Origin of the sequence: Burkholderia sp. MBR-1 (assembly GCF_013822785.1) — a bacterium.
Taxonomy (GTDB): Bacteria; Pseudomonadota; Gammaproteobacteria; order Burkholderiales; family Burkholderiaceae; genus Burkholderia; species Burkholderia vietnamiensis.
In genome coordinates this window covers 1,489,389-1,515,157 of the sequence record NZ_CP053610.1, presented here as the reverse complement: position 1 = coordinate 1,515,157, position 25,769 = coordinate 1,489,389, and the positions used below count along the sequence as shown (strand labels likewise).

Genomic DNA, 25,769 nt, shown 5'->3' with positions numbered 1-25,769 from the left:
ACCATGAAGAACAAGACCCGCATCACGATCCTGCTTTCCGCCGCCACGATGGCCTTCGCGACGCTGGCGTCGGCGAAGGAGTGGACGACGATCCGCATCGGCGTGGACCCGACCTATCCGCCGTTCGAATCGACCGCGACCGACGGCAGCGTGCAGGGCTTCGACGTCGACCTCGGCAATGCGCTGTGCGCGAAGCTGAACGCGAAATGCGTGTGGGTGTCGAGCAGCTTCGACGGACTGATTCCGGGCCTGCAGGCGCGCAAGTTCGACGTGATCCTGTCGTCGATGGCCGCGACCGAACAGCGCCGCCAGCAGATCGACTTCACCGACCGCCTGTACCGCAACCAGACGCGCCTGATCGCCCGCACGGGCGCCGGGCTGCTGCCCGACGCGGCGAAGCTCGCCGGCAAGCGCATCGCGGTCGAACAGGGGACGATCCAGGAGACCTATGCGCGCGAGAAGTGGGCGCCGGCGAAGGTCGAGGTCGTGCCGTATCCGAGCTACGACCAGGCGTATGCGGACCTCGTGACGGGGCGCATCGACGGCGTGCTGATGGATGCGGTGCAGGGCCAGCTCGGCTTCCTGGCGACGCCGCGCGGCAAGGGCTTCTCGTTCGCGGGCGGCGTCGTGTTCGATCCGCGGATCATGGGCAACGGCGACGCGATCGGCGTGCGCAAGGCCGATACCGACCTGCGCGACGCGCTGAATCGCGCGATCGCGCAGATTCGCAGCGACGGCACGTATCGCAAGATCGAGTCGAAGTACTTCGACTTCGACATGTACGGGAATTGACGGCCTTCGCCGCGGCGCGCGGCAACGCATCGGTTCGCGGCGCGCCCCGCATCGCTCAGCGCTTCGGCGCGAGGCCGCCGCGGTCGCTGCGCGGGCTCACGCCGAAGCGCGTGCGGTACGTGCGCGAGAAATGCGACGGCGATTCGAACCCGCACGCGACGCACACCGACGTGATGCTCATGTCGGTCTGCTGCAGCAGCTCGCGGGCGCGATCGAGCCGCAGGTTCAGATAGAAGCGCGTCGGCGTGTCGTTCAGCGTCGCGCTGAACAGCCGTTCGAGCTGGCGTCGGGTGATCGACACCTCCTGCGCGAGCGCGTCGGAGCCGAGCGGCGTCTCCATGTGCCGCTGCATCGAGTCGATCACCTGGATCAGCTTGCGGTTGTGCACGCCGTAGCGCGCGGCGATCTCGAGGCGCTGGCTGTCCGAGCGCTGCCGGATGCGGCTCACGACGAACTGCTCGGAGATCGCCGCGGCGAGATCGGCGCCGTGCCGCCGGCCGATCAGGTCGAGCATCATGTCGATCGACGCGGTGCCGCCCGCGCAGGTGATGCGCCGCTCGTCGATCTCGAACAGCTCCTGCGTCGCGTTCAGGCGCGGGTAACGCTCGCGGAACGCGGCGAGCGCCTCCCAGTGCAGCGTCAGCGTTTGCGACGCGTCGAACAGCCCGGCTTCCGCGAGCACGAAGCTGCCGGTGTCGATGCCGCCGAGCGTCGCGCCGTGCCGGTGCTGGCGGCGCAGCCAGTCGGCGAGCGCGCGGTCGTAGCAGGCGAGCGGATCGAAGCCGGCGACGACGAACACCGTGTCGACCTGCCCGACGTCCGCATAGGCGGCCTCGGCCGCCACCGGGATGCCGTTGCTCGCGGCGACGGGCGCGCCGTCCGCGCTGATCACGTGCCAGCGGTACAACTCGGTGCGGAACCGGTTCGCGACCCGCAGCGGTTCGACCGCGGACATGAAGCCGAGCGCGGAGAAGCCGGGCAGCAACAGGAAGTGGAAATCCTCGGGCATCGCGGGGTCGCGTCGAATCGGATGAAGGCCGGGCGGCGAGCGGGGCGCAGCGCGCGCCGGACGCTCGACACTGGATTATCGCGGGTTTGCGCGGCGCTCCGCGTATTTTCGTGCGACGGCCGCTGCAGCCGCTCGACCGAGAAGCGGGCGACGAGATCGAAGTTCAGCGGGATCAGGCGGTACAGCGAATACTTCGACTGGCCCGCGAAACGCTCGGCGTGCGGTCGCCGACGGCAGCTCGCCGAATTGCGTGTTGTAGACGGTCGCGAAATTTCCGAGGCGGATGAGGCCCCGGCGCGCGGCGGCAGCGCTGACCGGCGTCTCGGCGTGGCGCGTGCCGCCGGTCTAACCGCTGCAGCCTCATCATGTTCAGATCTGTTGCTGACCGCCGTCGACGAACAGCTCGATGCCGTTCACGAAGCTCGCATCGTCCGACGCGAGGAACAGCGCAGCGCCCGCGATTTCCTCGGGTTCGCCGAGGCGCCCCATCGGAATCAGCGAAGCCAGATAGTCGGCGAGCCCTTGACGCTGCGCGGCGTCCTGGCCGGCGAGGTCGAGCAGGCCCGGCGTACGCGTCGCACCGGGGCTGATCGTGTTCACGCGGATGCCGCGCTCCTTGAGGTCGAGAATCCAGTTGCGTGCGAACGAGCGTACCGCGGCCTTCGACGCCGCATACACGCTGAACGCCGCGGTGCCGGCGCTGGCTGCCGTCGAGCCGGTGAGGATCACCGACGCGCGGTCGGCGAGCAGCGGCAACGCCTTTTGCACGGTGAACAGCACGCCTTTCACGTTGCGATCGAACGTGTCGTCGAAGTGCTCTTCGGTGATGCTGCCGAACGGCAGCATCGAGCCGCCGCCCGCGTTCGCGAACAGCACGTCGAGGCGGCCGCGTTCTTCGCCGATCTGCGCGTACAGCGCCTCGAGTTCGTCGAGCTTCGTCGAGTCGATCCGCACGCCGGTCGCGCTGCCGCCGTTGTCGCGGATCGAGCCGACCGCGGCGTCGAGTTCGGCCTGACGGCGGCCGGTCACGTAGACGTGCGCGCCTTCCGCGGCGAAGCGCTGGGCGGTCGCGAGGCCGATCCCGCTGGTGCCGCCGGTGACGAGTGCGATCTTGTTGTCGAGCTTGCGTGCCATGGTGCTTCTCCTTTCGATATCTGGATGAGGGGGTTCGTGTTACGTGCTGCGATGTAAGGAGAATATCGACGCACCCAGACTTTCGAAATAGAATTGATTGCAAGCCAACGTTGCATAAATGAAAAGATGAGGGGAAATGACCAGATTGCCTGACTTCGAGGGGCTCGCGATGTTCGCGAAGGTGGCCGAGGAGGGATCGTTCGCGGCGGCGGCCCGCTCGCTGGGCGTGTCGGTGGCGACCGTGTCGCGCGGCGTCGCGCGCCTGGAAGGCCGGCTCGGCGGGCGGCTCTTCAACCGCACGTCGCGGCAGCTCGCGCTCACCGAGTTCGGCCGGACCTTGTGCGAAAAGGCGGGCGACATGTATCGCCACGCGGAAGAAGCGGAGAGCGCCGCGCGCGAGATGGCCGTGCAGCCGCGCGGGCTCGTGCGGCTCGCGGTGCCGATGTCGTTCGGCCTGCGTTGGGTCGCGCCGCTGTTGCCGGCGTTCTTTCGCGCCTATCCGGAAGTGTCGATCGACCTGCATCTGTCGGATGCGTCGGTCGATCTGATCGCCGACGGTTTCGATGCCGCGCTGCGGATCGCCGCGCTGCCCGATTCGTCGCTGGTCGCGCGGCGCCTGTGCGCGGTGACGCAATACGTGGTCGCGTCGCCGGCCTATCTGGCGCGCGAAGGCCGGCCGACGCATCCGCGCGATCTGGCCGGGCGCGCATGCCTGTCGTACGCGTACCGCGCGCACAGCGACGTGTGGCGCTTCACGAACGACGCCGGCGAAGAAGAACCGATCCTGCCGGACGGGCCGCTGCGCGTGACGAATTCCGACGCGCTGCTGCCGACGCTGCTCGAAGGGCTCGCGATCGGCGAGCTGCCGGAGTTCATCGCCGGCGAATATCTGGCCGACGGCCGGCTCGAAGCGATCCTGACCGACTGGTCGCTCACCAAGGGCGGCCTGTACTTCATCACGCCTTCCGCGCGCGCCCGGCCGGCGAAGATCGCCGCGCTGTCCGACTTCTTCGCCGAACATCTGTCGGAGCCGAGCTGGCGGTGGCCGAGGTAGGCGAGCGGCGCGGCAACGCGCAGCGCGCCTGCGCGCCCCGTCGTACCAAGCGCAGCGGCTTTCGCTAGAATCGGTCGTCGTCGATGCAACCGTCATCCGATGTTGCATTGCAGCGGCGGCGTCCGCCCGGATGCCGCGCGCGCTCATCCCATGCCAGATTCTTTACCGGAGGCGAACGTGCCAGGATTACTTCCCGATGTCGACCGCGACGGGCTTCTCGAATATTCGGTGGTGTACACCGACCGGTCGATCAATCACATGTCGCAGCGCTTCCAGCACGTGATGCGCGACATTTCCGCTGCGTTGAAGCAGGTCTACCACGCGAAGGCCGTCGCCATCGTGCCGGGCAGCGGGACCTTCGGCATGGAGGCCGTCGCGCGGCAGTTCGCGACCAACCGCAAATGCCTCGTGATCCGCAACGGCTGGTTCAGCTTCCGCTGGTCGCAGATCTTCGAGATGGGCGGCATTCCGTCCGAAGCGATCGTGCTGAAGGCGCGTCCGGTCGAGCCGGGCCGGCAGGCCGCCTACGCGCCTGCGCCGCTCGACGAAGTGGTCACCGCGATTCGCGAGCACAAGCCGGATCTCGTGTTCGCGCCGCACGTCGAGACCGCCTCCGGCATGATGCTGCCCGACGCGTATCTGCGCGCGGTGGCGGACGCCGTGCATGCGGTCGGCGGGATGTTCGTGCTCGATTGCATCGCGTCCGGCACGGTGTGGGTCGACATGGAGGCGACCGGCGTCGACGTGCTGATCAGCGCGCCGCAGAAAGGCTGGAGCGCCTCGCCCGGCTGCGGACTGGTGATGCTCGGCGCGCTGGCGCGCGAGCGGATCGACGCGACCACCAGCACCAGCTTCGCGTGCGATCTGCGCAAGTGGCTGCAGATCATGGAGGCGTACGAGAACGGCGGCTTCGCGTATCACGCGACGATGCCGACCGACAGCCTCGCGACGCTGCGCGACGTCATCGCCGAAACACAGGCGTACGGCTTCGACAAGGTGAAGGCCGAGCAGCTCGAGCTCGGCGCGCGGATTCGCGCGTTGCTCGCGCAGAAGGGGTTTCGCAGCGTGGCGGCCGAAGGCTTCGAGGCGCCGGGCGTGGTCGTCAGCTATACCGACGACGACGGGATCCGTTCCGGCAAGAAGTTTGCCGACGTGGGCGTGCAGATCGCGGCCGGCGTGCCGCTGCAATGCGACGAGCCGGCCGACTTCAAGACCTTCCGCATCGGCCTGTTCGGCCTCGACAAGCTGCATGACGTCGATGCGGCGGTGGCGCGCTTCGCCGCTGCGCTGGAGCGCATCGTATAAGCGCAACGGGCGGTGCGCAGCACCGGACGGGGGGCCGCCTCGGCCGCCCCTCGTCCGTGGTCGTTACGCCGCCGCGTTGCGATTCGCCTCGATCACCGTCAACGCGGTCATGTTCACGATCCGCCGCACGGTCGCGCTCGACGTGAGGATGTTCACCGGCGCATTGACGCCGAGCAGGAACGGCCCGACCGCGACGTTGCTGCCCGCTTCGGTCTTGAGCAGGTTGTACGCGATGTTGCCGGCGTCGACGTTCGGGCACACGAGCAGGTTTGCCGCACCCTTGAGCGGCGACATCGGCAGCAGCCGCAAGCGCAGCGACTCGTCGAGCGCGCAGTCGCCGTGCATCTCGCCGTCGGCCTGGATGTCCGGCGCCTGCGCGCGGATGATCTCCAGCGCGTTGCGCATCTTCGCGCCCGACGCCGCGCTCCCCGACCCGAAGTTCGAACGCGACAGCAGCGCGACCTTCGGCGTCAGGTTCAGCCATTCCATCTGGCGCGCCGCCGCGATCGTGAATTCGGCGATCTGCTCCGCATCGGGGTTGTCGTTGACGTGCGTATCGACGAGCGCGACGGTCCGCTGGTTCAGCAGCAGGATGTTCATCGCCGCGTAGGTCGACGCATCGGGCTTCCTGCCGATCACTTCGTCGACGAAGCGCAGGTGGTTGTGATATTCGCCGACGGTCCCGCAGATCATCCCGTCCGCATCGCCGAGCCGCACCATCATCGCGCCGATCAGCGTCAGGCGCCGGCGCATCTCGACGCGCGCCATCTCCTTCGAGATGCCGTCGCGGCAACGCAGTTCCCAATACGTCGTCCAGTACTGCGGGAAGCGCTCGTCGTATTCCGGATTGGTGACCTCGACGTCCTGGCCGAGCCGCAGGCGCAGCCCGAAGCGCTCGATGCGCGCGAGCAGCACCTCGGGGCGACCGACCAGGATCGGACGCGCGAGCTTCTCGTCGACGATCACCTGCACCGCGCGCAGCACGCGTTCGTCCTCGCCCTCGGTGAACACGATGCGCGCCTTGCCGCCGTCGCGCACCAGCTGGCGCGCGGCCGCGAACAGCGGCTTCATGAACGCGCCCGAGTGATAGACGAACTGCTGCAGCTGCTCGACGTACGCGTCGAGGTCGGCGAGCGGGCGCGTCGCGACGCCGCCTTCGATCGCGGCCTTCGCCACCGCCGGCGCGATACGGACGATCAGGCGCGGGTCGAACGGCTTCGGAATCAGGTATTGCGGGCCGAACGACACCTCGTCGCCGCCATAGGCCGCCGCGACGATGTCGCTCTGTTCTTCCTGCGCGAGACCGGCGATCGCGTGGACCGCGGCGATTTCCATTTCACGCGTGATCGTGGTCGCGCCCACGTCGAGCGCGCCGCGGAAGATGTACGGGAAGCACAGCACGTTGTTGACCTGGTTCGGGAAATCCGAGCGGCCGGTCGCGATCACGACGTCGTCGCGGGTCGCATGCGCGAGCTCCGGGAAGATCTCCGGCGTCGGATTCGCGAGCGCGAGGATCAGCGGGCGCGCGGCCATCGCGCTCAGCATCTCCGGCTTCAGCACGCCGCCGGCCGACAGGCCGAGGAAGATGTCGGCGCCGCCGATCACCTCGGCCAGCGTGCGCGCGTCGGTTTCCTGCGCGAAGCGCTCCTTGGCCGGGTCCATCAGCGTGGTGCGGCCGCGGTAGACGACGCCTTCGATGTCGGTCGCCCACACGTTTTCGATCGGCAGCCCGAGGTCGACGAGCAGGTCGAGGCAGGCGAGCGCGGCCGCGCCGGCGCCCGAGGTCACGACCTTCACGTTCGAGATCGACTTGCCGACCACCTTCAGCCCGTTGATGAACGCGGCCGCGACGGTGATCGCGGTGCCGTGCTGGTCGTCGTGGAACACCGGAATCTTCATGCGCTCGCGCAGCTTGCGCTCGACGGTGAAGCACTCGGGCGCCTTGATGTCCTCGAGGTTGATCCCGCCGAAGGTCGGCTCGAGGCCGGCGATGATGTCGACCAGCTTGTCCGGGTCGGTCTCGTTGATCTCGATGTCGAACACGTCGATCCCGGCGAACTTCTTGAACAGCACGGCCTTGCCTTCCATCACCGGCTTCGACGCGAGCGCGCCGATGTTGCCCAGACCCAGCACCGCCGTGCCGTTGGTGATCACGCCCACCAGATTGCCGCGGCTCGTGAAGCGATGCGCGTTCAGCGGTTCGGCGGCGATCGACTCGCAGACGCTCGCGACGCCCGGCGTGTAAGCCAGCGCCAGATCGCGCTGCGTCACGAGCGGCTTGCTGGCGACGACCGAGATCTTCCCCGGCGTCGGAAACTCGTGATAGTCGTACGCGGCTTGCTGCTGAGTCTCTGTCTGTTTCATGTTTTGGGTCCGGGCAGGTGCGTCAGGCCAGTCCCGACGCGATCGATGACGGCCATTCTAGGGATCGGCCATAAGGAGATGATTCTGTTTTAATATCGGGCCATCACTTTTTCCTGATAGTGCGGCGGTCCCAAGGTGACATTCGACGCAAACGACGTGGTCCGGCGCCTCGGCGCGCGGCTGAAGATGCGGCATCTGATGCTGTTGCTGCAGATCCAGCAGCACGGCTCGCTGACGCGCGTGGCGGAGCACATGGCCAGCAGCCAGCCGGCCGTGACCAACGCGCTGTCCGAGCTGGAGAGCATGTTCGGCACGCCGCTGTTCGAGCGCTCGTCGCGCGGGATGCGGCCGACCGCGCTCGGCGCGGTCGTGCTGGAGCGCGCGAAGGCGATGCTGAAGGACCTCGAGCATCTGGCCCGCGAAATGGAGGCGGTGGCGGCCGGCCATGCGGCCCACCTGCACATCGGCGTGATCCCGTTCATTTCGGGCCAGATGCTGTCCGCGGCGCTCAAGCGGCTGCAGGCGGGGATGGAGCGGCGTCTGACCGTGACGATCCACGAGGGCACCAGCGACCAGTTGCTGCTGCAGCTGAAGGATCACAGCGTCGATCTGGTGATCGGCCGCGCGTCGTCGGCGATCGATCTCGGCCAGGTGTCGTTCGAAGTGCTGTATCAGCAGCAGCCGCGGATGATCGCGAGCCGGCGTCTCGCCGCGAAGCTGGCCCGCATGCCGCTCGACTGGGAGAAGCTGCGCGCGCTCGACTGGATTCTCGGCGCGCCGCACACGCCGATGCGCGAGCAGGTGACCGACCTGTTCCTGTCGGCCGGCATCGCGCCGCCGGTGCCGATCGTCGAGAGCTACTCGTCGAAGCTGATCGGCGAAATGATCGCGTCGAGCGACGACGCGGTGTCGATCGTGCCGGCCGATATCGCCGAGGAAATGGTGCGCATCGCGGGCGTCGCGATCGTGCCTTACTCGCTGGTCTGGACGCTGCCGCCGATCGCGCTGTTCACGCGCGCGGCCGAACCGCATGCGCCGACGCGCGATCTGCTGGTCGACGCGCTGCGCGCCATCTGCCGCGAAACCTACGTCGACGTACGGCGCTGACGCGGCGCCGCTGCGGCGCCTCCGCGTCACCGTCCCGACGCCGCATCCGGACAACCGCCCGCCCGCCGCGATCGCCGTAAAACCCCCGTCGCACAAGCCGCTGCGCGCGCGTAGTGGTTTCCACTCATAGTCGCAAACAGTCAAGAACAGGTCGCCGGCGGTCGCCTTGCGGGCAATATGGCCCGTTACTTTTACTCCCACGATGCAGGCCGGGACGCACTTCCGCGAACCCGTCGGACATCGGTCCAACCGGGAGAGAAGACCATGAAGTCGACAAAGATCGCCGCGTTCGCCGCGGCCGTGCTGGCGACCGGCGCATGCGCGACTGCCGCGCAGGCCGAGACGGAGGCGGCGAGCTGCCGCAACGTCCGCTTCGCCGACATCGGCTGGACCGACATCACGTCCACCACGGCGCTCGCGTCGACGGTGTTCGAAGGGCTCGGCTACAAGCCCACGACGACGATCGCGTCGGTGCCGATCTCGTTCGCCGGCCTGAAGAGCAAGCAGCTCGACGTGTCGCTCGGCTACTGGTGGCCGGTGCAGCAGAAGCAGCTGCAGCCGTTCCTCGACAGCAAGTCGATCAACGTGGTCGAGCCGCCGAACCTGTCCGGCGCGAAGGCGACGCTCGCGGTGCCGAGCTACGAATACCAGGCCGGCCTGAAGACCTTCGACGACATCGCCAAGCATCGCGCGGAGCTCGACGGCAAGATCTACGGGATCGAGCCGGGCAGCAGCGCGAACGCGACGATCCAGAAGATGATCGACACGAACCAGTACGGCCTCGGCGGCTTCAAGCTGGTCGAGTCGAGCGAGGCCGGGATGCTGGTGACGGTCGAGCGTGCGATCCGCGAGAAGAAGTGGGTCGTGTTCCTCGGCTGGGAACCGCATCCGATGAACATCCAGATCGGCATGAACTATCTGGCCGGCGGCGACGCGGCGTTCGGCCCGAACTACGGCGAAGCGCGCGTGTACACGCTGACCGCCTCCGACTTCATCTCGCGCTGCCCGAACGCCGGCAAGCTGGTCGAGAACCTGCGCTTCACGACGCAGCTGGAGAACCAGCTGATGCAGTCGGTGATGAACAAGACCAAGCCGTCCGATGCGGCGAAGGCCTACCTGAAGAAGAACCCGCAGGTGCTCGATGCGTGGCTCGCCGGCGTCAAGACGTTCGACGGCAAGGACGGGCTGCCGGCGGTGAAGGCCTATCTCGGCCTGTGACGCGGCACTGCGGAAACTGAACGACACGAACCGAATCAAGCGAGGGTAAGCGGCATGAACAATGAAGTCATCATCACCTGTGCGGTCACCGGTGCGGGCGATACGGTCGGCAAGCATCCGGCGATTCCGGTCACGCCGAAGCAGATCGCGGCGGCCGCGATCGAAGCGGCGAAGGCCGGCGCGACCGTCGCGCACTGCCACGTGCGCGATCCGCACACGGGCCGCGGCAGCCGCGACCCGAACCTGTACCGCGAGGTGGTCGACCGGATCCGCTCGGCCGACGTCGACGTGATCATCAACCTGACGGCCGGCATGGGCGGCGATCTGGAGATCGGCGCCGGCGAAGAGCCGATGCGCTTCGGCCAGGGCACCGACCTCGTCGGCGGCCTCACGCGCCTCGTGCACGTGGAGGAGCTGCTGCCCGAGATCTGCACGCTCGACTGCGGCACGCTCAATTTCGGCGACGGCGACTACATCTACGTGTCGACGCCCGCGCAGCTGCGCGCCGGCGCGCGGCGCATCCAGGAGCTCGGCGTGAAGCCGGAGCTGGAGATCTTCGATACGGGCCATCTGTGGTTCGCGAAGCAGCTGCTGAAGGAAGGGCTGCTCGACGATCCGCCGCTGTTCCAGCTGTGCCTCGGCATCCCGTGGGGCGCGCCGGCCGACACCGGCACGATGAAGGCGATGGTCGACAACCTGCCGCCCGGCGCGCACTGGGCCGGCTTCGGCATCGGCCGCATGCAGATGCCGATGGTCGCGCAGGCGATGCTGCTCGGCGGCCATGTGCGGGTCGGCCTCGAAGACAACATCTGGCTCGATCGCGGCGTCCATGCGACCAACGGCACGCTGGTCGAGCGCGCGCGCGAAATCGTCGAACGCCTCGGCGGGCGCGTGCTGACGCCGGCCGAAGGGCGTCGCAAGCTGGGCCTGCCGGCGCGCGGCGAGCGCGCGCTCGAGCGCCGCCCGATCACCGAATTCGCCTGAGCGCCGGTTCAGCAGTTCAGCGATTCATTGCGGCGGCGCGCAGCTGCGCGCGCGCCGTCCGATTTTCCTCGCTTCGAAGGATGCATTGACATGGCAGTGAAGACCGACATCAGGACGTTCGCCGCGATCGGCACCGGCGTGATCGGCAGCGGATGGATTTGCCGTGCGCTCGCGCACGGTCTCGACGTGGTCGTGTGGGACCCGGCGCCGGGCGCGCCGGAGCGGCTGCGCGCGAGCGTCGCGAACGCATGGCCCGCGCTGGAGCGCGTCGGCCTCGCGCCGGGCGCGGACCCGGCGCGGCTGCGTTTCGCAGCGACGATCGCCGAGTGCGTCGCCGACGCGGACTTCATCCAGGAAAGCGCGCCCGAGCGCGAAGTGCTGAAGCTCGAGCTGCACGAGCAGATCAGCCGCGCGGCGAAGCCGGACGCGATCATCGCGTCGTCGACGTCCGGGCTGCTGCCGACCGACTTCTATGCGCGGGCCATCCATCCGGAGCGCTGCGTGGTCGGCCATCCGTTCAATCCGGTCTATCTGCTGCCGCTCGTCGAGGTGCTCGGCGGCGAGCGCACGTCGCCGGAGGCCGTCGAAGCGGCGATGACGATCTATCGCACGCTCGGCATGCGGCCGCTGCACGTGCGCAAGGAGGTGCCGGGCTTCATCGCGGACCGGCTGCTCGAGGCGTTGTGGCGCGAGGCGTTGCATCTCGTCGACGAAGGCGTCGCGACGACCGGCGAGATCGACGACGCGATCCGCTTCGGCGCGGGCATCCGCTGGTCGTTCATGGGCACGTTCCTGACCTACACGTTGGCGGGCGGCGACGCGGGCATGCGACACTTCATGCAGCAGTTCGGCCCCGCGCTCGAACTGCCGTGGACGAAGCTGGTCGCGCCGCAGCTGACCGATGCGCTGATCGACCGCGTCGTCGACGGCACCCGCGAACAGCAGGGCACGCGCAGCATCAAGGAGCTCGAGCGCTATCGCGACGAGTGCATCACCGAGGTGCTCAACGCGATCGCGACGGTGAAGGCGCGGTATGGGATGCGATTCGAGGATTGAACCAACATGACCGGCGATACTCCGCTGACGATTTACCACGACGTCGTGCGGCCCGAGTGGGTCGACTACAACGGCCATCTGCGCGATGCGTTCTATCTGCTGATCTTCAGCTTCGCGACCGACGCGCTGCTGGACCGGATCGGCCTCGACGACGCCGCGCGTCGCGAGCGCGGCCGCTCGGTCTACACGCTCGAAGCGCACGTCAACTATCTGCAGGAAATCAAGGAGGGTGCGCGCGTGCGCGTCGACGTGCGCGTGCTCGCGCACGATGCGAAGCGGCTGCATCTGTATCTCGAACTGTTCGCCGACGGGTACGACGCCGCGGTGGCGGCGAGCGAGCAGATGCTGCTGCACGTCGCGACGCGCGGCGGCGCGAAATCGGCGCCGTTCGACGACGACGTGGCCGCGCGCGTGGCCGGCTTGCACGCGTTGCAGCTCGATTGCGCGGCGCCCGCCTACGCGGGGCGCGTGATCGGCCTGCCGCCGCGCCGCTGACGCGGCGAACGACGGCACGCACGCGATGCTCGAAGCGCAAATCGCAGCGTTCGTCGCGGCGGTCGACGCCGCGTATCCGGCCGGCACGGCCGCGCGCTCGCCGGCCGAGCAACGCCGCATCTACGATCGCTTCGCGGCCGCGTGGACGCCCGCCGAACTGCCGCCGGGCATCGTGCGGCACGACGCCTTATGGCGCGCGCCGCACGGGCCCGCGATCGCGCTGCGGCGCTACGCGCCGGCGCACGGCGCACCGCGCGGCACCGTGTTGTTTTTCCATGGCGGCGGCTTCGTCGTCGGCTCGCTCGACAGCCATGCGCTGATCACCGCGCAGCTCGCGGCCGACACCGGGCTCGCGGTGATCGCCGTCGCTTACCGGCTCGCGCCCGAGCATCGCGCGCCGGCCGCGCTCGAGGATTGCCTGGCCGTCACGCGCGCCGCGCGCGATGCGGCGCACTGGCCGTTCGGCCCGTGCGCGCGGCCGCTGACGCTCGCGGGCGACAGCGCGGGCGGCAATCTCGCGGCGGCCGTCGCGACCGCGCTGCGCGACGCCGGCGAAGCGGGCCTCGACGGCATCGCGCTCGCGTATCCGCTGCTCGGCATCGAGCCGCAGGCACCGGCGCGCGACACCGAAGCGCACGCGCCGATGCTCACGCTCGACGACGTTCGTCGCTATCGCGCGCTGTACTGGGCGCAGGCCGACGCAGCCGCACTGAGCGCCGATCCGCTGCTGCGCGCGTCGGTGCCGCTCGCGGCGTCGCGCTTCGACGGGCTGCCGCCGGTGCTCGCGATCGGCGCGCAGCACGATCCGCTGCGCGACGATGCGCGCGTCTACGTCGAACGGATCGTCGCGGCCGGCGGCGTGGCGCGTTACTGGATGGGGGAAGGGCTGGTGCACGGCTGCTGGCGCGCGCTCGGAACGAGCCCGCAGGCGGCGCAGATGCACCGGATGATCGGTGGGTTTCTGCTCGCACCACACGCGTAGCGGGCGTTTCCGGGAGGCAACGATGCAGGCAGCGCAACACCGTATCGAGGACTGGCGGACCTTTTCCGCCGACGCGACGATCGCCGCGGCGACGCTCGGCGACGCCGCGGTGGAGGTCGAGTGGAGCGACGCGCGCCGTTCGCCGTTCCACTTCGACTGGCTGCGCGACAACTGCGCGTGCGCCGCGTGCGTGCATGCGCTGACGCGCGAGCAGGTGTTCGAGATCGCCGATGCGCGCGCCGATCTGTCCGCGCGCGTCGTGCACGTCGACCGCGACGGCGCGCTGCACGTCGAATGGAACGACGGGCATCGCAGCGCGTGGTCGCCCGGTTGGTTGCGCACACATGCATATGACGACGCATCGCGCGCCGAACGCCACGCGGCGCACGGGCCGCACGTATGGCTCGGCGACGATGCCGCGGCGCTCGGCGTGTTCGCGTGGCGCGATCTGATGGACGACGACGGCGCGTTGCACGCATGGCTCGGCGCATTGCAGCGCACCGGCCTGACGCTCGTCGAGGGCGTGCCGGCCGAGCGCGGGCGGGTCGCCGACGTCGCGCGGCGCGTCGGCCTGATCCGCGAGAGCAATTTCGGCGTGCTGTTCGACGTCGAATCGAAGCCGCGGCCGGACAGCAATGCATACACGTCGCTGAACCTGCCGCCGCATACCGATCTGCCGACCCGCGAGTTGCAGCCGGGCGTGCAGTTCCTGCATTGCCTCGCCAACGACGCGACGGGCGGCGACAGCGTGTTCATCGACGGCTTCGCGCTCGCCGACGCACTGCGACGCGAACGTCCGGCCGATTTCGAGCGCCTCGTGTCGACGCCGTTCGAGTTCTGGAACAAGAGCGCGCACAGCGACTATCGCTGCTCCGCGCCCGTGATCGGGCTCGATGCGCGCGGCAACGTCAGCGAGGTGCGCGTCGCGAACTTCCTGCGCGGGCCGCTCGATGCGCCGGCCGATGCGGTCGCCGCCGTCTATCGCGCGTACCGGCGCTTCCTCGTGCTGGCGCGCGAGCCGCGGTTTCGCGTGCAGCGCCGGCTGCGCGCGGGCGACATGTGGGCGTTCGACAACCGCCGCGTGCTGCATGCGCGCACCGAGTTCGATCCGGCGACCGGTCGCCGGCATCTGCAAGGGTGTTACGTCGATCGTGACGAATTGCTGTCGCGCTGGCGCGTGTTGTCGCGAACGCTGGGCGCCGTGGCCGCGCCGCGTTGACGGCGCACGGCCTGGCCGCATCTACCTCGGCGGGGAAAAAGCGCCCGGACGCGGTGCGTCCGGGCGAAGCCACCCGTTGCCGGGCGGCGGAGGTATGCGTATCGCAAAACAAGACGAGCCCGCTTGACGGGCTCGTCCGGGTACTGCTTCAGCGCGTCAGGCGCTGTGCGCCCGCCGAGGGCGCGTCGGCTTACTGGCCGAAGAAAACCGAGTCGCGGGCGTTCGACGACGTTGCTGCCGCCGGGGCGCCCGAATGGACGACCGGCGCCGGCTGCGCGCCGTAACCGCTGGCGTCCGCACCGTGCACGCGCGCTTCGGCGGCCTGGATGTCGGTCGGGTAATACGGGCTCGCGAGGCCCGGCTTGTAGCCGGCCTTTTCGAGCTGAACCAGTTCGTTGCGCACTTGCGCACGCGTCACGGTGCTTTGAGCGAACGCGCCGAACGAAGCGGACAGCGCAACAGCGGCAACGACTGCGGAAACGAGCGATTTCATGATGACCTCCGGTGTTTTATTTGATTCGCTTGCGACACCATGTCTGCAGCGATTGGGTTGAATCTTAGTCACCGGGGCGTTCAGGGTAAACGCTGATTTTGACGATAGATTGTTTCCTGATGAGTAACAGTGCAGCGCCGATCCAGCCTTTCATCGTGCTTTCGTTTCCGCCTGTGCAATGAGTCGCAGCGCGCCGCGACGTCACGTCGGCCGACTCGGCTGCATGCCGGCGCGACGCCCGTGCGTGCGGATACCCACGGCGTGCGCGTCGGATGACACAGGCAGCAGAGACGGGGAATCGGCGCGCCGCTTGCGCGTCGCGCAGCCGCCGACGTGGCGGCGCCGCCGCGCGCTTAGCGGTTGCCGGCCAGCGCGAGCACTTCGGCCGCGGAGATCATCGCGGCCGCGTTGGCGGGCGCCGGGCGCTCGGCCGGGCGGAACACTTCGTCGCCGCGCTGGATCACCTGGCGCGACAGCGCGCAGGTGCCGGTGCGTTGCGCGAAGCGGCGGCGCCAGCGCTGTTCGCCGTAATGGCAGCGGCCGGGTTCGACCCAGCGAACCACCAGCAGCGTATCGGAACGTTCGAGAATTTCGACGTGGACGTCGGCGGGATCAAGCGCAGGCATGGATTGGGGTGCCTTCATTTTGCCGTTTCCTAAAGCGCAGTGCGGTTTCGTCGATGGCAGTGGATGTCACTACCCGAGCGCGAATCCGTAGCGGTTTCCATGAGTGGTGCGCTAAATGTAAGCGTCTGTGACGGGAAAAAACATCCTGTTTGGCTCAAATTACCTTTTGCCGATTTAGAAACAATGAGGGCGCGTTTTCGGGTAAAACGCCCACGACAAAAGCGCCCCGGACTTAAACGTCCGGGGCGCGAAATCGGCCCGCGCCAACGTGCCCGCTCGCCCGGGCACGTCGGACCCCGCGGGGGACGGAGATGCCCGCCGCACTTGGCGGCGGACGCTGCGGTGGACCGGTAGGGCGCGGCCGACGACGCCATGATCCCGTGCGCGCCCGGTTGCCAGCCTGACGCGAACATGACTTTTTTGTCAGTTTCGAGCCGGCCGCGCGCGCGGCGAGCGCGCGCCAATCGGCGCGAGCCGCATGCCTATTGGCGTTGCGGGCAATCGCGCGGCGCGGCGAAGGCTCGTTTCCCGACTTCTCCGCTGTTTGGCGACCGATTTTGTCGCTCGGGAAAACACTGAATCCCGCGTTCGTGACAAATCCGGATTCTCTTCCTAAGATTGGTTGGGCCTTTGGTCCTTTGTGCCAATCGGCCGGCTCGACCGGCTCTCCCGGAGGGGCTCATGAGATTGCAGGGCAAGCGTGCGCTGGTGACGGCGGCTGGACAGGGCATCGGCCGCGCGACCGCGCTGCGGTTCGCAAGCGAGGGCGCCGACGTGCTGGCGACCGACATCAACGACACCGCGCTCGAGCAGCTCGCGGCCGATGCGCAACGTGCGGGCGGCCGGCTGTCCACGCGCCGGCTCGACGTGACCGCTGCGGCCGACGTGGCGGCGCTGGCAGCGCGGGAACGCGCGTTCGACGTGCTGTTCAACTGCGCGGGCTTCGTGCATCACGGCTCGATCCTCGACTGCGACGAGCGCGCGTGGGCGTTTTCGTTCGATCTGAACGTCACGTCGATGTACCGGCTGATCCGCGCGCTGCTGCCGGCGATGCTGGAGGCGGGCGGCGCGTCGATCGTCAACATGGCGTCCGCCGCGTCGAGCGTGAAGGGCGTGCCGAACCGTTTCGTCTACGGCACGACCAAGGCGGCCGTGATCGGCCTCACCAAGTCGGTCGCCGCCGATTTCGTCGAACGGCGCATTCGCTGCAACGCGATCTGCCCCGGCACGATCGCGTCGCCGTCGCTCGAACAGCGCATCGCCGAGCAGGCGCGCGCACGCGAGGTGTCGACCGACAGCGTGCGCGCGGCCTTCGTCGCGCGCCAGCCGATGGGCCGCATCGGCACCGCCGACGAAGTGGCCGCGCTCGCCGCGTATCTCGCGTCCGACGAAGCGTCGTTCACCACCGGCACGATTCACGTGATCGACGGCGGCTGGTCGAACTGACCGCGGCGGCCGCCCGCACCTTTCCATCCACTTCCGTTTCGCTGGGACGACATGAAACTGCTGAGATTTGGCGACAAACACCACGAGAAACCGGGGCTGCTCGATGCGCAGCGCAGGATCCGCGACCTGTCGGGCGTGATCGACGACGTCGCCGGCGACGCGCTCACGCCCGCGTCGCTCGCGCGGCTGCGCGAGCTCGATCCGGCGTCGCTGCCGCTCGTCGACGGCACGCCGCGGCTGGGCGCCTGTGTCGGCCGGGTCGGCAAGTTCATCTGCATCGGCCTGAACTATTCGGATCACGCGGCCGAGTCCGGCATGGAGGTGCCGAAGGAGCCCGTCGTGTTCGGCAAATGGACCAGCGCGATCTGCGGGCCGAACGACGACGTCGAGATTCCGCGCGGCTCCGAGAAGACCGACTGGGAAGTCGAGCTCGGCGTGGTGATCGGCCGGCCCGGCCGCTATATCGACGAAGCCGAAGCGCTGTCGCACGTCGCCGGCTACTGCGTGGTGAACGACGTGTCGGAGCGCGAGTACCAGCTCGAACGCGGCGGCACGTGGGACAAGGGCAAGGGCAACGACACGTTCGGCCCGCTCGGCCCGTGGCTCGTCACGGCCGACGAAGTGCCGGACCCGCACGCGCTGCGCTTGTGGCTCGAGGTGGACGGCCACCGCTATCAGAACGGCTCGACCGCGACGATGGTGTTCCGCGTGCCGTTCCTGATCAGCTATCTGAGCCGCTTCATGAGCCTGCAGCCGGGCGACGTGATCTCGACCGGCACGCCGCCGGGCGTCGGCCTCGGGCAGAAGCCGCCCGTCTATCTGCGCGCCGGGCAGGTCATCACGCTCGGCATCGACGGGCTCGGCGAGCAGCGCCAGCGCACCGTGCAGGCCTGAAACCCTTTAACGGAGCGTTCGCCATGCCTGTCATTCGATCGATGCGCGTCCTCGACGTGCGCTTTCCGACCTCGCGCGAGCTCGACGGCTCCGATGCGATGAATCCGGACCCCGACTACTCGGCCGCCTACGTCGTGCTCGAAACCGACCGCGACGGGCTCGCGGGCCACGGGCTCACGTTCACGATCGGGCGCGGCAACGAGATCTGCTGTGCGGCGATCGAGGCGATGCGTCACCTCGTCGTCGGCCTCGATCTCGACTGGATCCACGAGGACATGGGCCGCTTCTGGCGGCACCTGACGTCGGACAGCCAGTTGCGCTGGATCGGCCCCGACAAGGGCGCGATCCATCTGGCGACGGGCGCCGTCGTCAATGCGGTGTGGGACCTGTGGGCGAAGGCGGTGGGCAAGCCGTTGTGGCGGCTGGTGGCCGACATGAGCCCGGAAGAGATCGTGCGCGCGATCGACTTTCGCTACCTGACCGACTGCCTCACGCCGGACGAGGCGCTCGACCTGTTGCGCCGCCAGGCGCCGGGCAAGGCCGCGCGGATCGCGGCGCTCGAGCGTGACGGCTACCCGTGCTACACGACCTCGGCCGGCTGGCTCGGCTACGGCGACGACAAGCTGCGGCGCCTGTGCCGCGAGGCGGTCGACGCCGGTTTCGACTACGTGAAGCTGAAGGTCGGCGCGAACCTCGACGACGACATCCGCCGCGTGTCGATCGCGCGCGACGTGATCGGCCCGGCGCGCAAGCTGATGATCGACGCGAACCAGGTGTGGGAAGTCGGCGAGGCGATCGACTGGGTGCGCGAGCTGGCGTTCGCGAAGCCGTGGTTCATCGAGGAGCCGACGAGCCCCGACGACGTCGAAGGGCATCGCAAGATCCGCGACGCGATCGCGCCCGTGCAGGTCGCGACCGGCGAGATGTGCCAGAACCGCGTGCTGTTCAAGCAGTTCATCGCGCGCGGCGCGATCGACGTCGTGCAGATCGACGCGTGCCGGCTCGGCGGCGTCAACGAGATTCTCGCGGTGATGCTGCTGGCCGCGAAATACGGGCTGCCGGTGTGTCCGCACGCGGGCGGCGTCGGGCTGTGCGAATACGTGCAGCATCTGTCGATGATCGACTACGTGTGCATCTCGGGCACGAAGGAAGGGCGCGTGGCCGAATACGTCGATCACCTGCACGAGCATTTCGTCGAGCCGTGCATCGTGCGCGGCGCGGCCTACATGCCGCCGACCGCGCCCGGCTTCTCGATCGAGATGAAGCCCGACTCGCTCGAGCAGTACCGGTTCCGCGGCTGACGCAGGGTGCTGGCGGCGCGGCGTCGCACGACGTCGCGCGACGAGATGGACGATACGAACGACACGAACGACGGAGACGCGAAGTGGATCTGGATCTGCAGGACAAGGTCGTGATCGTGACCGGCGGCGCATCGGGCATCGGCGCGGCGATCACGTTGCGGCTGGCCGACGAAGGCGCGATTCCGGTGGTGTTCGCGCGCCACGCCCCGGACGACGGCTTTTTGCGTGCGGTCGAACGGAAGCAGCCGCGCGCCGTGTGCGTGCGCGTCGAGCTGCAGGACGACGCGCAGTGCCGCGACGGCGTCGCGCAGACCGTCGCGCGCTTCGGCCGCATCGACGGGCTCGTCAACAACGCGGGCGTCAACGACGGCGTGGGGCTCGACGCCGGGCGCGACGCGTTCGTCGCGTCGCTCGAACGCAACCTGATCCACTACTACGCGATGGCGCATCACTGCGTGCCGCACCTGAAGGCGACGCGCGGCGCGATCGTCAACATCTCGTCGAAGACGGCCGTCACCGGGCAGGGCAACACGAGCGGCTATTGCGCGTCGAAGGGCGCGCAGCTCGCGCTGACGCGCGAATGGGCCGTCGCGCTGCGCGACGACGGCGTGCGCGTCAACGCGGTGATTCCGGCCGAGGTGATGACGCCGTTGTACCGCAACTGGATCGCCGGCTTCGACGATCCGGACGCGAAGCTCGCCGCCATCGCCGCCCGCGTGCCGCTCGGCAAGCGCTTCACGACGGCGGAAGAGATCGCCGATACCACCGTGTTCCTGCTGTCGGCGCGCGCGTCGCACACGACGGGCCAGTGGCTGTTCGTCGACGGCGGTTACACGCATCTCGATCGTGCGATCGACTGACGGCGGCAACCGATGCGAGCAGACCCGAACCCCAACGACGCGCCGCCGCTGATCGCGTTGAGCGGCGTCAGCAAGCGCTTTCCCGGCGTGCTCGCGCTCGACGACTGCCGCTTCGACCTGCGCGCCGGCGAAGTGCATGCGCTGATGGGCGAGAACGGCGCGGGCAAATCGACGCTGATGAAGATCCTCGCCGGCGTGTATCAGAAGGACGGCGGCGAGATCCGGATCGACGGCCGCGCGGTGGAGATCGCCGAGCCGCGCGCGGCGCAGGCGCTCGGCATCGGCATCATCCATCAGGAGCTGAACCTGATGAACCACCTGAGCGTCGCGCAGAACATCTTCATCGGCCGGGAGCCGCGCGGCCGCTTCGGCGTGTTCATCGACGAGGACCGGCTCAACCGCGACGCGGCCGCGATCTTCGCGCGGATGCGGCTCGCTCTCGATCCGCGCACGCCGGTCGGCCGGCTGACGGTCGCGAAGCAGCAGATGGTCGAGATCGCGAAGGCGCTGTCGTTCGACTCGCGCGTGCTGATCATGGACGAGCCGACCGCCGCGCTGAACAACGCGGAAATCGCCGAGCTGTTCGGCATCATCGGCGACCTGCGGGCGCACGGCGTCGGCATCGTCTACATCTCGCACAAGATGGACGAGCTGCGCCAGATCGCCGATCGCGTGACGGTGATGCGCGACGGCAAATGGGTGGCGACCGTGCCGATGGCCGATACGTCGATGGACGCGATCATCGCGATGATGGTCGGCCGCCAGCTCGATACGCAGCCGCGCACGCCGCCCGATACGTCCGCGAACGACGTGGCGCTCGAAGTGCGCGGGCTGTCGCGCGGCCGCGCGATCCGCGACGTCGGCTTCACGTTGCGGCGCGGCGAGATTCTCGGCTTCGCGGGGCTGATGGGCGCGGGCCGCACCGAGGTCGCGCGCGCCGTGTTCGGCGCGGACCCGGTCGACGCGGGCGAGATTCGCGTGCACGGCAAGCCGGTGACGATCCGCACGCCGGCCGATGCGGTCGCGCACGGGATCGGCTACCTGTCGGAGGACCGCAAGCATTTCGGGCTCGCGCTCGGCATGGACGTGCAGAACAACATCGCGCTGTCCAGCATGCCGCGCTTCGTGCATCGCGGCATGTTCGTCGACGCGCGCGCGCTGCGCGCCGCCGCGCACGCGTACGTGCGGCAGCTCGCGATCCGCACGCCGTCGGTCGCGCAGCCGGTGCGGCTGCTGTCCGGCGGCAACCAGCAGAAGATCGTGATCGCGAAGTGGTTGCTGCGCGATTGCGACATCCTGTTCTTCGACGAGCCGACGCGCGGCATCGACGTCGGCGCGAAAAGCGAGATCTACAAGCTGCTCGACGCGCTCGCCGCGGACGGCAAGGCGATCGTGATGATCTCGTCGGAGCTGCCCGAGGTGCTGCACATGAGCCACCGGATTCTCGTGATGTGCGAAGGGCGCGTGACCGGCGAGCTGCGCGCGGCCGACGCCACGCAGGAAAAGATCATGCAGCTCGCGACGCAGCGCGAGTCGACCGTGTTGTCCTGATTCAGGTGTCCACTCCGATCATGTCCAACGATACGCATCCCGTTCCGCCCCTCGCGTCCGCCGACACGCCGGCCGGCGCCGCGAACCTGAAGTCGCGCCTGTTCAACCCGGCCGCGCGGCAGAAGCTGCTCGCGTTCGCGAGCCTCGTGCTGCTGATCGTGTTCTTCGGTTTCGCGTCGCCGAACTTCCTCGAGGTCGACAACCTCGTCGCGATTCTGCAGGCCACGGCCGTCAACGGCGTGCTGGCCGTCGCGTGCACGTACGTGATCATCACGTCGGGCATCGACCTGTCGGTCGGCACGCTGATGACGTTCTGCGCGGTGATGGCCGGCGTCGTGCTGACCAACTGGGGGATGCCGCTGCCGCTCGGGATCGTCGCCGCGCTCGGCTGCGGCGCGCTGTCGGGCTGCGTGTCGGGCTTCGTGATCGCGAAGATGAAGGTGCCGCCGTTCATCGCGACGCTCGGCATGATGATGCTGCTCAAGGGGCTGTCGCTCGTGATCTCCGGCACGCGGCCGATCTACTTCAACGACACGCCGGGCTTCACGTCGATCGCGCAGGACTCGCTGATCGGCAGCGTGATCCCCGCGCTGCCGATTCCGAACGCGGTGCTGATCCTGTTCGTCGTCGCGATCGGCGCGTCGATCGTGCTGAACCGCACGCTGTTCGGCCGCTACACGTTCGCGCTCGGCAGCAACGAGGAAGCGCTGCGGCTGTCGGGCGTGAACGTCGATGCGTGGAAGATCGCCGTCTACACGTTCGGCGGCGCCGTGTGCGGAATCGCCGGGCTGCTGATCGCGTCGCGGCTGAACTCCGCGCAGCCCGCGCTCGGCCAGGGCTACGAGCTCGATGCGATCGCGGCGGTCGTGATCGGCGGCACGTCGCTATCGGGCGGCTCGGGTAGCATCGTCGGCACCATCATCGGCGCGTTCATCATGAGCGTGCTGACCAACGGGCTGCGCATCATGTCCGTCGCGCAGGAGTGGCAGACGGTCGTCACGGGCGTGATCATCATCCTCGCCGTCTACGTGGACATCCTGCGCCGGCGCCGCCGCTGATGCACGAAAGAACGCAGACACGCAAACCCGCATGCGCTTCATCGCCGGCCGGGCCGGCATTTCAGTCGATACAACCAAGGAGACGCGAAGTGATCAGGAGCAAGGTGTTGAACGCGATCGCCGGGCTGACGTTCGCCGTCGGCGTGACGGCCGGCGCGCATGCGCAGGAAGCCTATATCCCGCTGATCTCGAAGGGCTTCCAGCATCAGTTCTGGCAGGCCGTGAAAGCCGGCGCGATGCAGGCGGCGAAGGACTACAAGGTGAAGGTCACGTTCGAAGGCCCCGAGACCGAGGCGATGGTCGACAAGCAGATCGACATGCTGTCCGCGGCGATCGCGAAGAAGCCGGCCGCGGTCGGCTTCGCGGCGCTCGACAGCAAGGCCGCGCTGCCGCTGCTGAAGAAGGCGCAGGCGGAGAAGATTCCGGTGATCGCGTTCGACTCGGGCGTCGACAGCGACATTCCGGTGACCACCGCCGCGACCAACAACAAGGCGGCGGCCGCGCTCGCGGCCGACAAGCTCGCCGCGCTGATCGGCGACGAAGGCGAGGTCGCCGTGGTCGCGCACGACCAGACGAGCCGCACCGGCATCGACCGCCGCGACGGCTTTCTCGAACGGATGAAGGCCGCGCATCCGAAGGTGCAGGTGGTGACCGTGCAATACGGCGAAGGCGACCAGCTGAAGTCCACCGAGGTCACGAAGTCGATCCTGCAGGCGTATCCGAAGCTCAAGGGGCTGTTCGGCACCAACGAGGGCTCGGCGATCGGCGTGGTCAACGGCGTGCGCGAGATGAAGCGCAAGGTCGTGATCATCGGCTACGATTCGGGCAAGCAGCAGAAGGACGCGATCCGCAGCGGATTGATGGCCGGCGCGATCACGCAGAACCCGGTCGGGATCGGCTACAAGACGGTCGAAGCCGCGGTGAAGGCGATCAAGGGCGAAAAGCTGCCGAAGGTCATCGACACCGGCTTCTACTGGTACGACAAGACCAACATCGACGACCCGAAGATCACCGCGGTGCTGTACGACTGAGCGTCATGCGGCGCGCGACGATGCTGCGCGCGGCGACGACGCGGGGTGAAGCACGAGGACACCATGAGCGCAGTGCGTATCGATTCCCATCAGCACTTCTGGCGTTATCGCGCGGCCGACTATCCGTGGATCGGCCCGGCAATGGACGCGCTCGCCCGCGACTACCTGCCCGCTGCGCTGTGGCCGCAGATGCACGCGCATGCGCTCGCTGCGTCGATCGCGGTGCAGGCGCGCGCCGGGCGCGACGAGACGGCGTTCCTGCTCGAGCTCGCGCGCGACGACGCGCGAATCGCGGCGGTGGTCGGCTGGGAGGATCTCGCGGCGCCGGAGCTGGCCGAGCGCGTCGCCGCGTGGCGCAGCCCAAAGCTGCGCGGCTTTCGCCATCAGCTGCAGGACGAAGCCGACGTCGCGGCGTTCGTCGGGCAGCCCGCGTTCAATCGCGGCGTCGCGTGGCTTCAACGGCATGGCTACGTATACGACGTGCTGGTGTTCGAGCGCCAGTTGCGCGACCTGCGCGCATTCTGCACGCGGCACGACGCGCATTGGCTCGTGCTCGATCATGCCGGCAAGCCGGCGCTCGCCGAATTCGAGCGCGACGCGACGGCGTTCGCGCGCTGGCGTGCCGAATTGCGCGAGCTGGCCGCGCTGCCGCACGTCGTGTGCAAGCTGTCGGGGCTCGTGACCGAGGCGGACTGGCGGCGCGGCCTGTGCGCGCCGGACCTGCGCCACATCGAGCAATGCCTCGATGCGGCGCTCGACGCGTTCGGCCCGCAGCGGCTGATGTTCGGATCGGACTGGCCCGTGTGCTTGCTCGCGGCGTCGTATGACGAAGTGGCGTCGCTGGTCGAGCGCTGGGCCGCCGCGCGGCTGTCTCCGGCCGAGCGCGACGCGCTGTGGGGCGGCACGGCCGCGCGCTGCTATGCGGTGCCGGGCGATGCGATGGCCGGCATATAGAATAGGCGCGCACGGCCCGGCGCTCGATGCGTCGGACCGTTCGCAAAACAACCGCTCATCCGTATCGAAGTATGTCCATCCAGCCGATTCAGAACCGCCGCCTGTACCAGCAGATCGCCGACAAGCTCAGTGCGATGATCGAGTCCGGCGATTTCCCGCCGGGCAGCTACCTGCCGCCCGAGCGCGAACTGGCCGAGCGGTTCGGCGTGTCGCGCACGTCGGTGCGCGAGGCGCTGATCGCGCTCGAGGTCAACGGGCTCGTCAGCGTGCGCGTCGGCGACGGCGTGAAGGTGCGCCAGCGCGAGGCCGCTGCCGCGCCGCAGCCGCTTGCTGCCGCGAAGGTCGCGCCGTTCTCGATCGTCGAGATCGATCCGGAGCTCGGCATCGCGCTCGACCTCGACACCGAGATCCCGCCGTTCGCGCTGTTGCAGGCGCGCCGCCTGATCGAGCCGGAAGCGGCGGCGCTCGCCGCGCAGCACGGCTCGGACGCGCAGATCGAGGGGATTCGCGACGCGTTCCTGCGCAACCAGGAAGACAACCAGAGCGGGTCGCTCACGCATCCGGGCGATCGTCTGTTTCATATCCGGATCGCGGAGGCGAGCGACAACGCCGCTTATGCGCTGATGATCAAGCAGTTGCTCGCGCACAAATACGATCCGATGTTCCAGCGGCTGCAGTCGCTCTACATGCCGAACGACATGCCGCACCGGTCGGAGCTGGAGCACCGCGCGATCCTCGACGCGATTCGCGCGCGCGACCCGGAGGCCGCGCGTCGCGCGATGGCCGAGCATCTGGACGAAGTGATCGAGATCTTCGGCCGCGCGCTCGACTGAGCG

24 protein-coding genes and 1 pseudogene are annotated in these 25,769 nt (G+C 68.5%); 19 read left to right on the top strand and 6 right to left on the bottom strand.

Going from position 1 to position 25,769, the window contains the following annotated elements:
* The first annotated feature begins 3 nt into the window (after positions 1 to 3).
* Positions 4 to 792, top strand: a complete 789-nt coding sequence (locus tag MBR110_RS21460) for an ABC transporter substrate-binding protein (RefSeq protein WP_011880754.1) — start codon at positions 4 to 6, stop codon at positions 790 to 792.
* Positions 793 to 847: 55 nt separating this feature from the next.
* Here MBR110_RS21460 and MBR110_RS21455 read toward each other — a convergent pair whose 3' ends face one another.
* The 3 genes and pseudogenes from MBR110_RS21455 to MBR110_RS21445 all read right to left on the bottom strand — a co-directional run bounded on the left by MBR110_RS21455 (position 848) and on the right by MBR110_RS21445 (position 2,935).
* Complete coding sequence (locus MBR110_RS21455; RefSeq protein WP_011880753.1) at positions 848 to 1,801, bottom strand: GlxA family transcriptional regulator; 954 nt, start codon at positions 1,799 to 1,801, stop codon at positions 848 to 850.
* A gap of 122 nt (positions 1,802 to 1,923) precedes the next feature.
* Positions 1,924 to 2,022: pseudogene (locus tag MBR110_RS21450) on the bottom strand (glycosyltransferase); the annotation flags it as partial.
* A 148-nt stretch (positions 2,023 to 2,170) separates the two neighbouring features.
* Entirely contained in the window at positions 2,171 to 2,935 is a 765-nt protein-coding gene (locus tag MBR110_RS21445; protein ID WP_181709321.1) for an SDR family NAD(P)-dependent oxidoreductase, read from the bottom strand.
* Positions 2,936 to 3,071: 136 nt separating this feature from the next.
* Here MBR110_RS21445 and MBR110_RS21440 point away from each other — a divergent pair, with 136 nt between their 5' ends.
* Together MBR110_RS21440 and MBR110_RS21435 are read left to right on the top strand one after the other, a co-directional pair.
* Positions 3,072 to 3,989 (top strand): LysR family transcriptional regulator, encoded by a 918-nt coding sequence (locus MBR110_RS21440; protein WP_181709320.1) that lies wholly within the window; start codon positions 3,072 to 3,074, stop codon positions 3,987 to 3,989.
* 177 nt (positions 3,990 to 4,166) lie between these two features.
* Positions 4,167 to 5,294, top strand: a complete 1,128-nt coding sequence (locus MBR110_RS21435; RefSeq protein WP_175949132.1) for an aminotransferase class V-fold PLP-dependent enzyme — start codon at positions 4,167 to 4,169, stop codon at positions 5,292 to 5,294.
* Positions 5,295 to 5,357: 63 nt separating this feature from the next.
* Here MBR110_RS21435 and MBR110_RS21430 read toward each other — a convergent pair whose 3' ends face one another.
* Positions 5,358 to 7,658 (bottom strand): NADP-dependent malic enzyme, encoded by a 2,301-nt coding sequence (locus MBR110_RS21430; RefSeq protein WP_059474710.1) that lies wholly within the window; start codon positions 7,656 to 7,658, stop codon positions 5,358 to 5,360.
* A 135-nt stretch (positions 7,659 to 7,793) separates the two neighbouring features.
* Between MBR110_RS21430 and MBR110_RS21425 the strand changes: the two genes are divergently transcribed.
* From MBR110_RS21425 to MBR110_RS21395, 7 genes are all read left to right on the top strand, one after another.
* Complete coding sequence (locus MBR110_RS21425; RefSeq protein ID WP_034195484.1) at positions 7,794 to 8,765, top strand: LysR substrate-binding domain-containing protein; 972 nt, start codon at positions 7,794 to 7,796, stop codon at positions 8,763 to 8,765.
* Positions 8,766 to 9,029: 264 nt separating this feature from the next.
* Positions 9,030 to 9,983, top strand: coding sequence for a choline ABC transporter substrate-binding protein (locus tag MBR110_RS21420; protein WP_011880747.1), 954 nt, complete (start codon positions 9,030 to 9,032; stop codon positions 9,981 to 9,983).
* Positions 9,984 to 10,037: 54 nt separating this feature from the next.
* Positions 10,038 to 10,967, top strand: coding sequence for a 3-keto-5-aminohexanoate cleavage protein (locus MBR110_RS21415; RefSeq protein WP_059460595.1), 930 nt, complete (start codon positions 10,038 to 10,040; stop codon positions 10,965 to 10,967).
* 90 nt (positions 10,968 to 11,057) lie between these two features.
* Positions 11,058 to 12,023 carry an L-carnitine dehydrogenase gene (locus tag MBR110_RS21410; protein WP_181709319.1) on the top strand — a complete coding sequence of 322 codons (966 nt, stop codon included), beginning with the start codon at positions 11,058 to 11,060 and terminating at the stop codon, positions 12,021 to 12,023.
* A gap of 6 nt (positions 12,024 to 12,029) precedes the next feature.
* Positions 12,030 to 12,518 (top strand): thioesterase family protein, encoded by a 489-nt coding sequence (locus MBR110_RS21405; RefSeq protein ID WP_011880744.1) that lies wholly within the window; start codon positions 12,030 to 12,032, stop codon positions 12,516 to 12,518.
* 25 nt (positions 12,519 to 12,543) lie between these two features.
* Positions 12,544 to 13,500 (top strand): alpha/beta hydrolase, encoded by a 957-nt coding sequence (locus MBR110_RS21400; RefSeq protein ID WP_059460593.1) that lies wholly within the window; start codon positions 12,544 to 12,546, stop codon positions 13,498 to 13,500.
* Between the two features lie 22 nt (positions 13,501 to 13,522).
* Positions 13,523 to 14,719, top strand: a complete 1,197-nt coding sequence (locus tag MBR110_RS21395; protein WP_059734125.1) for a TauD/TfdA family dioxygenase — start codon at positions 13,523 to 13,525, stop codon at positions 14,717 to 14,719.
* Positions 14,720 to 14,909: 190 nt separating this feature from the next.
* On the opposite strand, the gene MBR110_RS21390 is transcribed toward MBR110_RS21395, so the two are convergent.
* On the bottom strand, positions 14,910 to 15,212 hold the full coding sequence (locus tag MBR110_RS21390; RefSeq protein WP_011880741.1) for a DUF4148 domain-containing protein: 303 nt from the start codon (positions 15,210 to 15,212) through the stop codon (positions 14,910 to 14,912).
* A 353-nt stretch (positions 15,213 to 15,565) separates the two neighbouring features.
* The gene (locus tag MBR110_RS21385) at positions 15,566 to 15,856 is read right to left on the bottom strand and encodes a DUF3331 domain-containing protein (protein WP_011880740.1); all 291 of its coding nucleotides are present in this window, start codon (positions 15,854 to 15,856) and stop codon (positions 15,566 to 15,568) included.
* Between the two features lie 663 nt (positions 15,857 to 16,519).
* Here MBR110_RS21385 and MBR110_RS21380 point away from each other — a divergent pair.
* The 9 genes from MBR110_RS21380 to MBR110_RS21340 all read left to right on the top strand — a co-directional run bounded on the left by MBR110_RS21380 (position 16,520) and on the right by MBR110_RS21340 (position 25,766).
* Positions 16,520 to 17,284, top strand: a complete 765-nt coding sequence (locus MBR110_RS21380) for an SDR family oxidoreductase (RefSeq protein ID WP_011880739.1) — start codon at positions 16,520 to 16,522, stop codon at positions 17,282 to 17,284.
* A gap of 51 nt (positions 17,285 to 17,335) precedes the next feature.
* Positions 17,336 to 18,178, top strand: coding sequence for an ureidoglycolate lyase (locus tag MBR110_RS21375; RefSeq protein WP_014723946.1), 843 nt, complete (start codon positions 17,336 to 17,338; stop codon positions 18,176 to 18,178).
* Between the two features lie 23 nt (positions 18,179 to 18,201).
* A complete protein-coding gene (locus MBR110_RS21370; RefSeq protein ID WP_045577739.1) occupies positions 18,202 to 19,479 on the top strand; it encodes an L-fuconate dehydratase in 1,278 nt (425 codons plus the stop codon).
* A gap of 83 nt (positions 19,480 to 19,562) precedes the next feature.
* A complete protein-coding gene (locus MBR110_RS21365; RefSeq protein WP_011880736.1) occupies positions 19,563 to 20,339 on the top strand; it encodes an SDR family oxidoreductase in 777 nt (258 codons plus the stop codon).
* 12 nt (positions 20,340 to 20,351) lie between these two features.
* Positions 20,352 to 21,890: a sugar ABC transporter ATP-binding protein gene (locus MBR110_RS21360; protein WP_181709318.1), complete on the top strand. Its 1,539-nt coding sequence runs from the start codon at positions 20,352 to 20,354 to the stop codon at positions 21,888 to 21,890.
* Between the two features lie 20 nt (positions 21,891 to 21,910).
* On the top strand, positions 21,911 to 22,948 hold the full coding sequence (locus MBR110_RS21355; protein WP_011880734.1) for an ABC transporter permease: 1,038 nt from the start codon (positions 21,911 to 21,913) through the stop codon (positions 22,946 to 22,948).
* Positions 22,949 to 23,037: 89 nt separating this feature from the next.
* Positions 23,038 to 23,979: an ABC transporter substrate-binding protein gene (locus MBR110_RS21350; protein WP_011880733.1), complete on the top strand. Its 942-nt coding sequence runs from the start codon at positions 23,038 to 23,040 to the stop codon at positions 23,977 to 23,979.
* Positions 23,980 to 24,042: 63 nt separating this feature from the next.
* Positions 24,043 to 24,933 (top strand): amidohydrolase family protein, encoded by an 891-nt coding sequence (locus MBR110_RS21345; protein WP_046423125.1) that lies wholly within the window; start codon positions 24,043 to 24,045, stop codon positions 24,931 to 24,933.
* 71 nt (positions 24,934 to 25,004) lie between these two features.
* Positions 25,005 to 25,766, top strand: a complete 762-nt coding sequence (locus MBR110_RS21340) for a FadR/GntR family transcriptional regulator (RefSeq protein ID WP_014723942.1) — start codon at positions 25,005 to 25,007, stop codon at positions 25,764 to 25,766.
* Positions 25,767 to 25,769 lie beyond the last annotated feature (3 nt).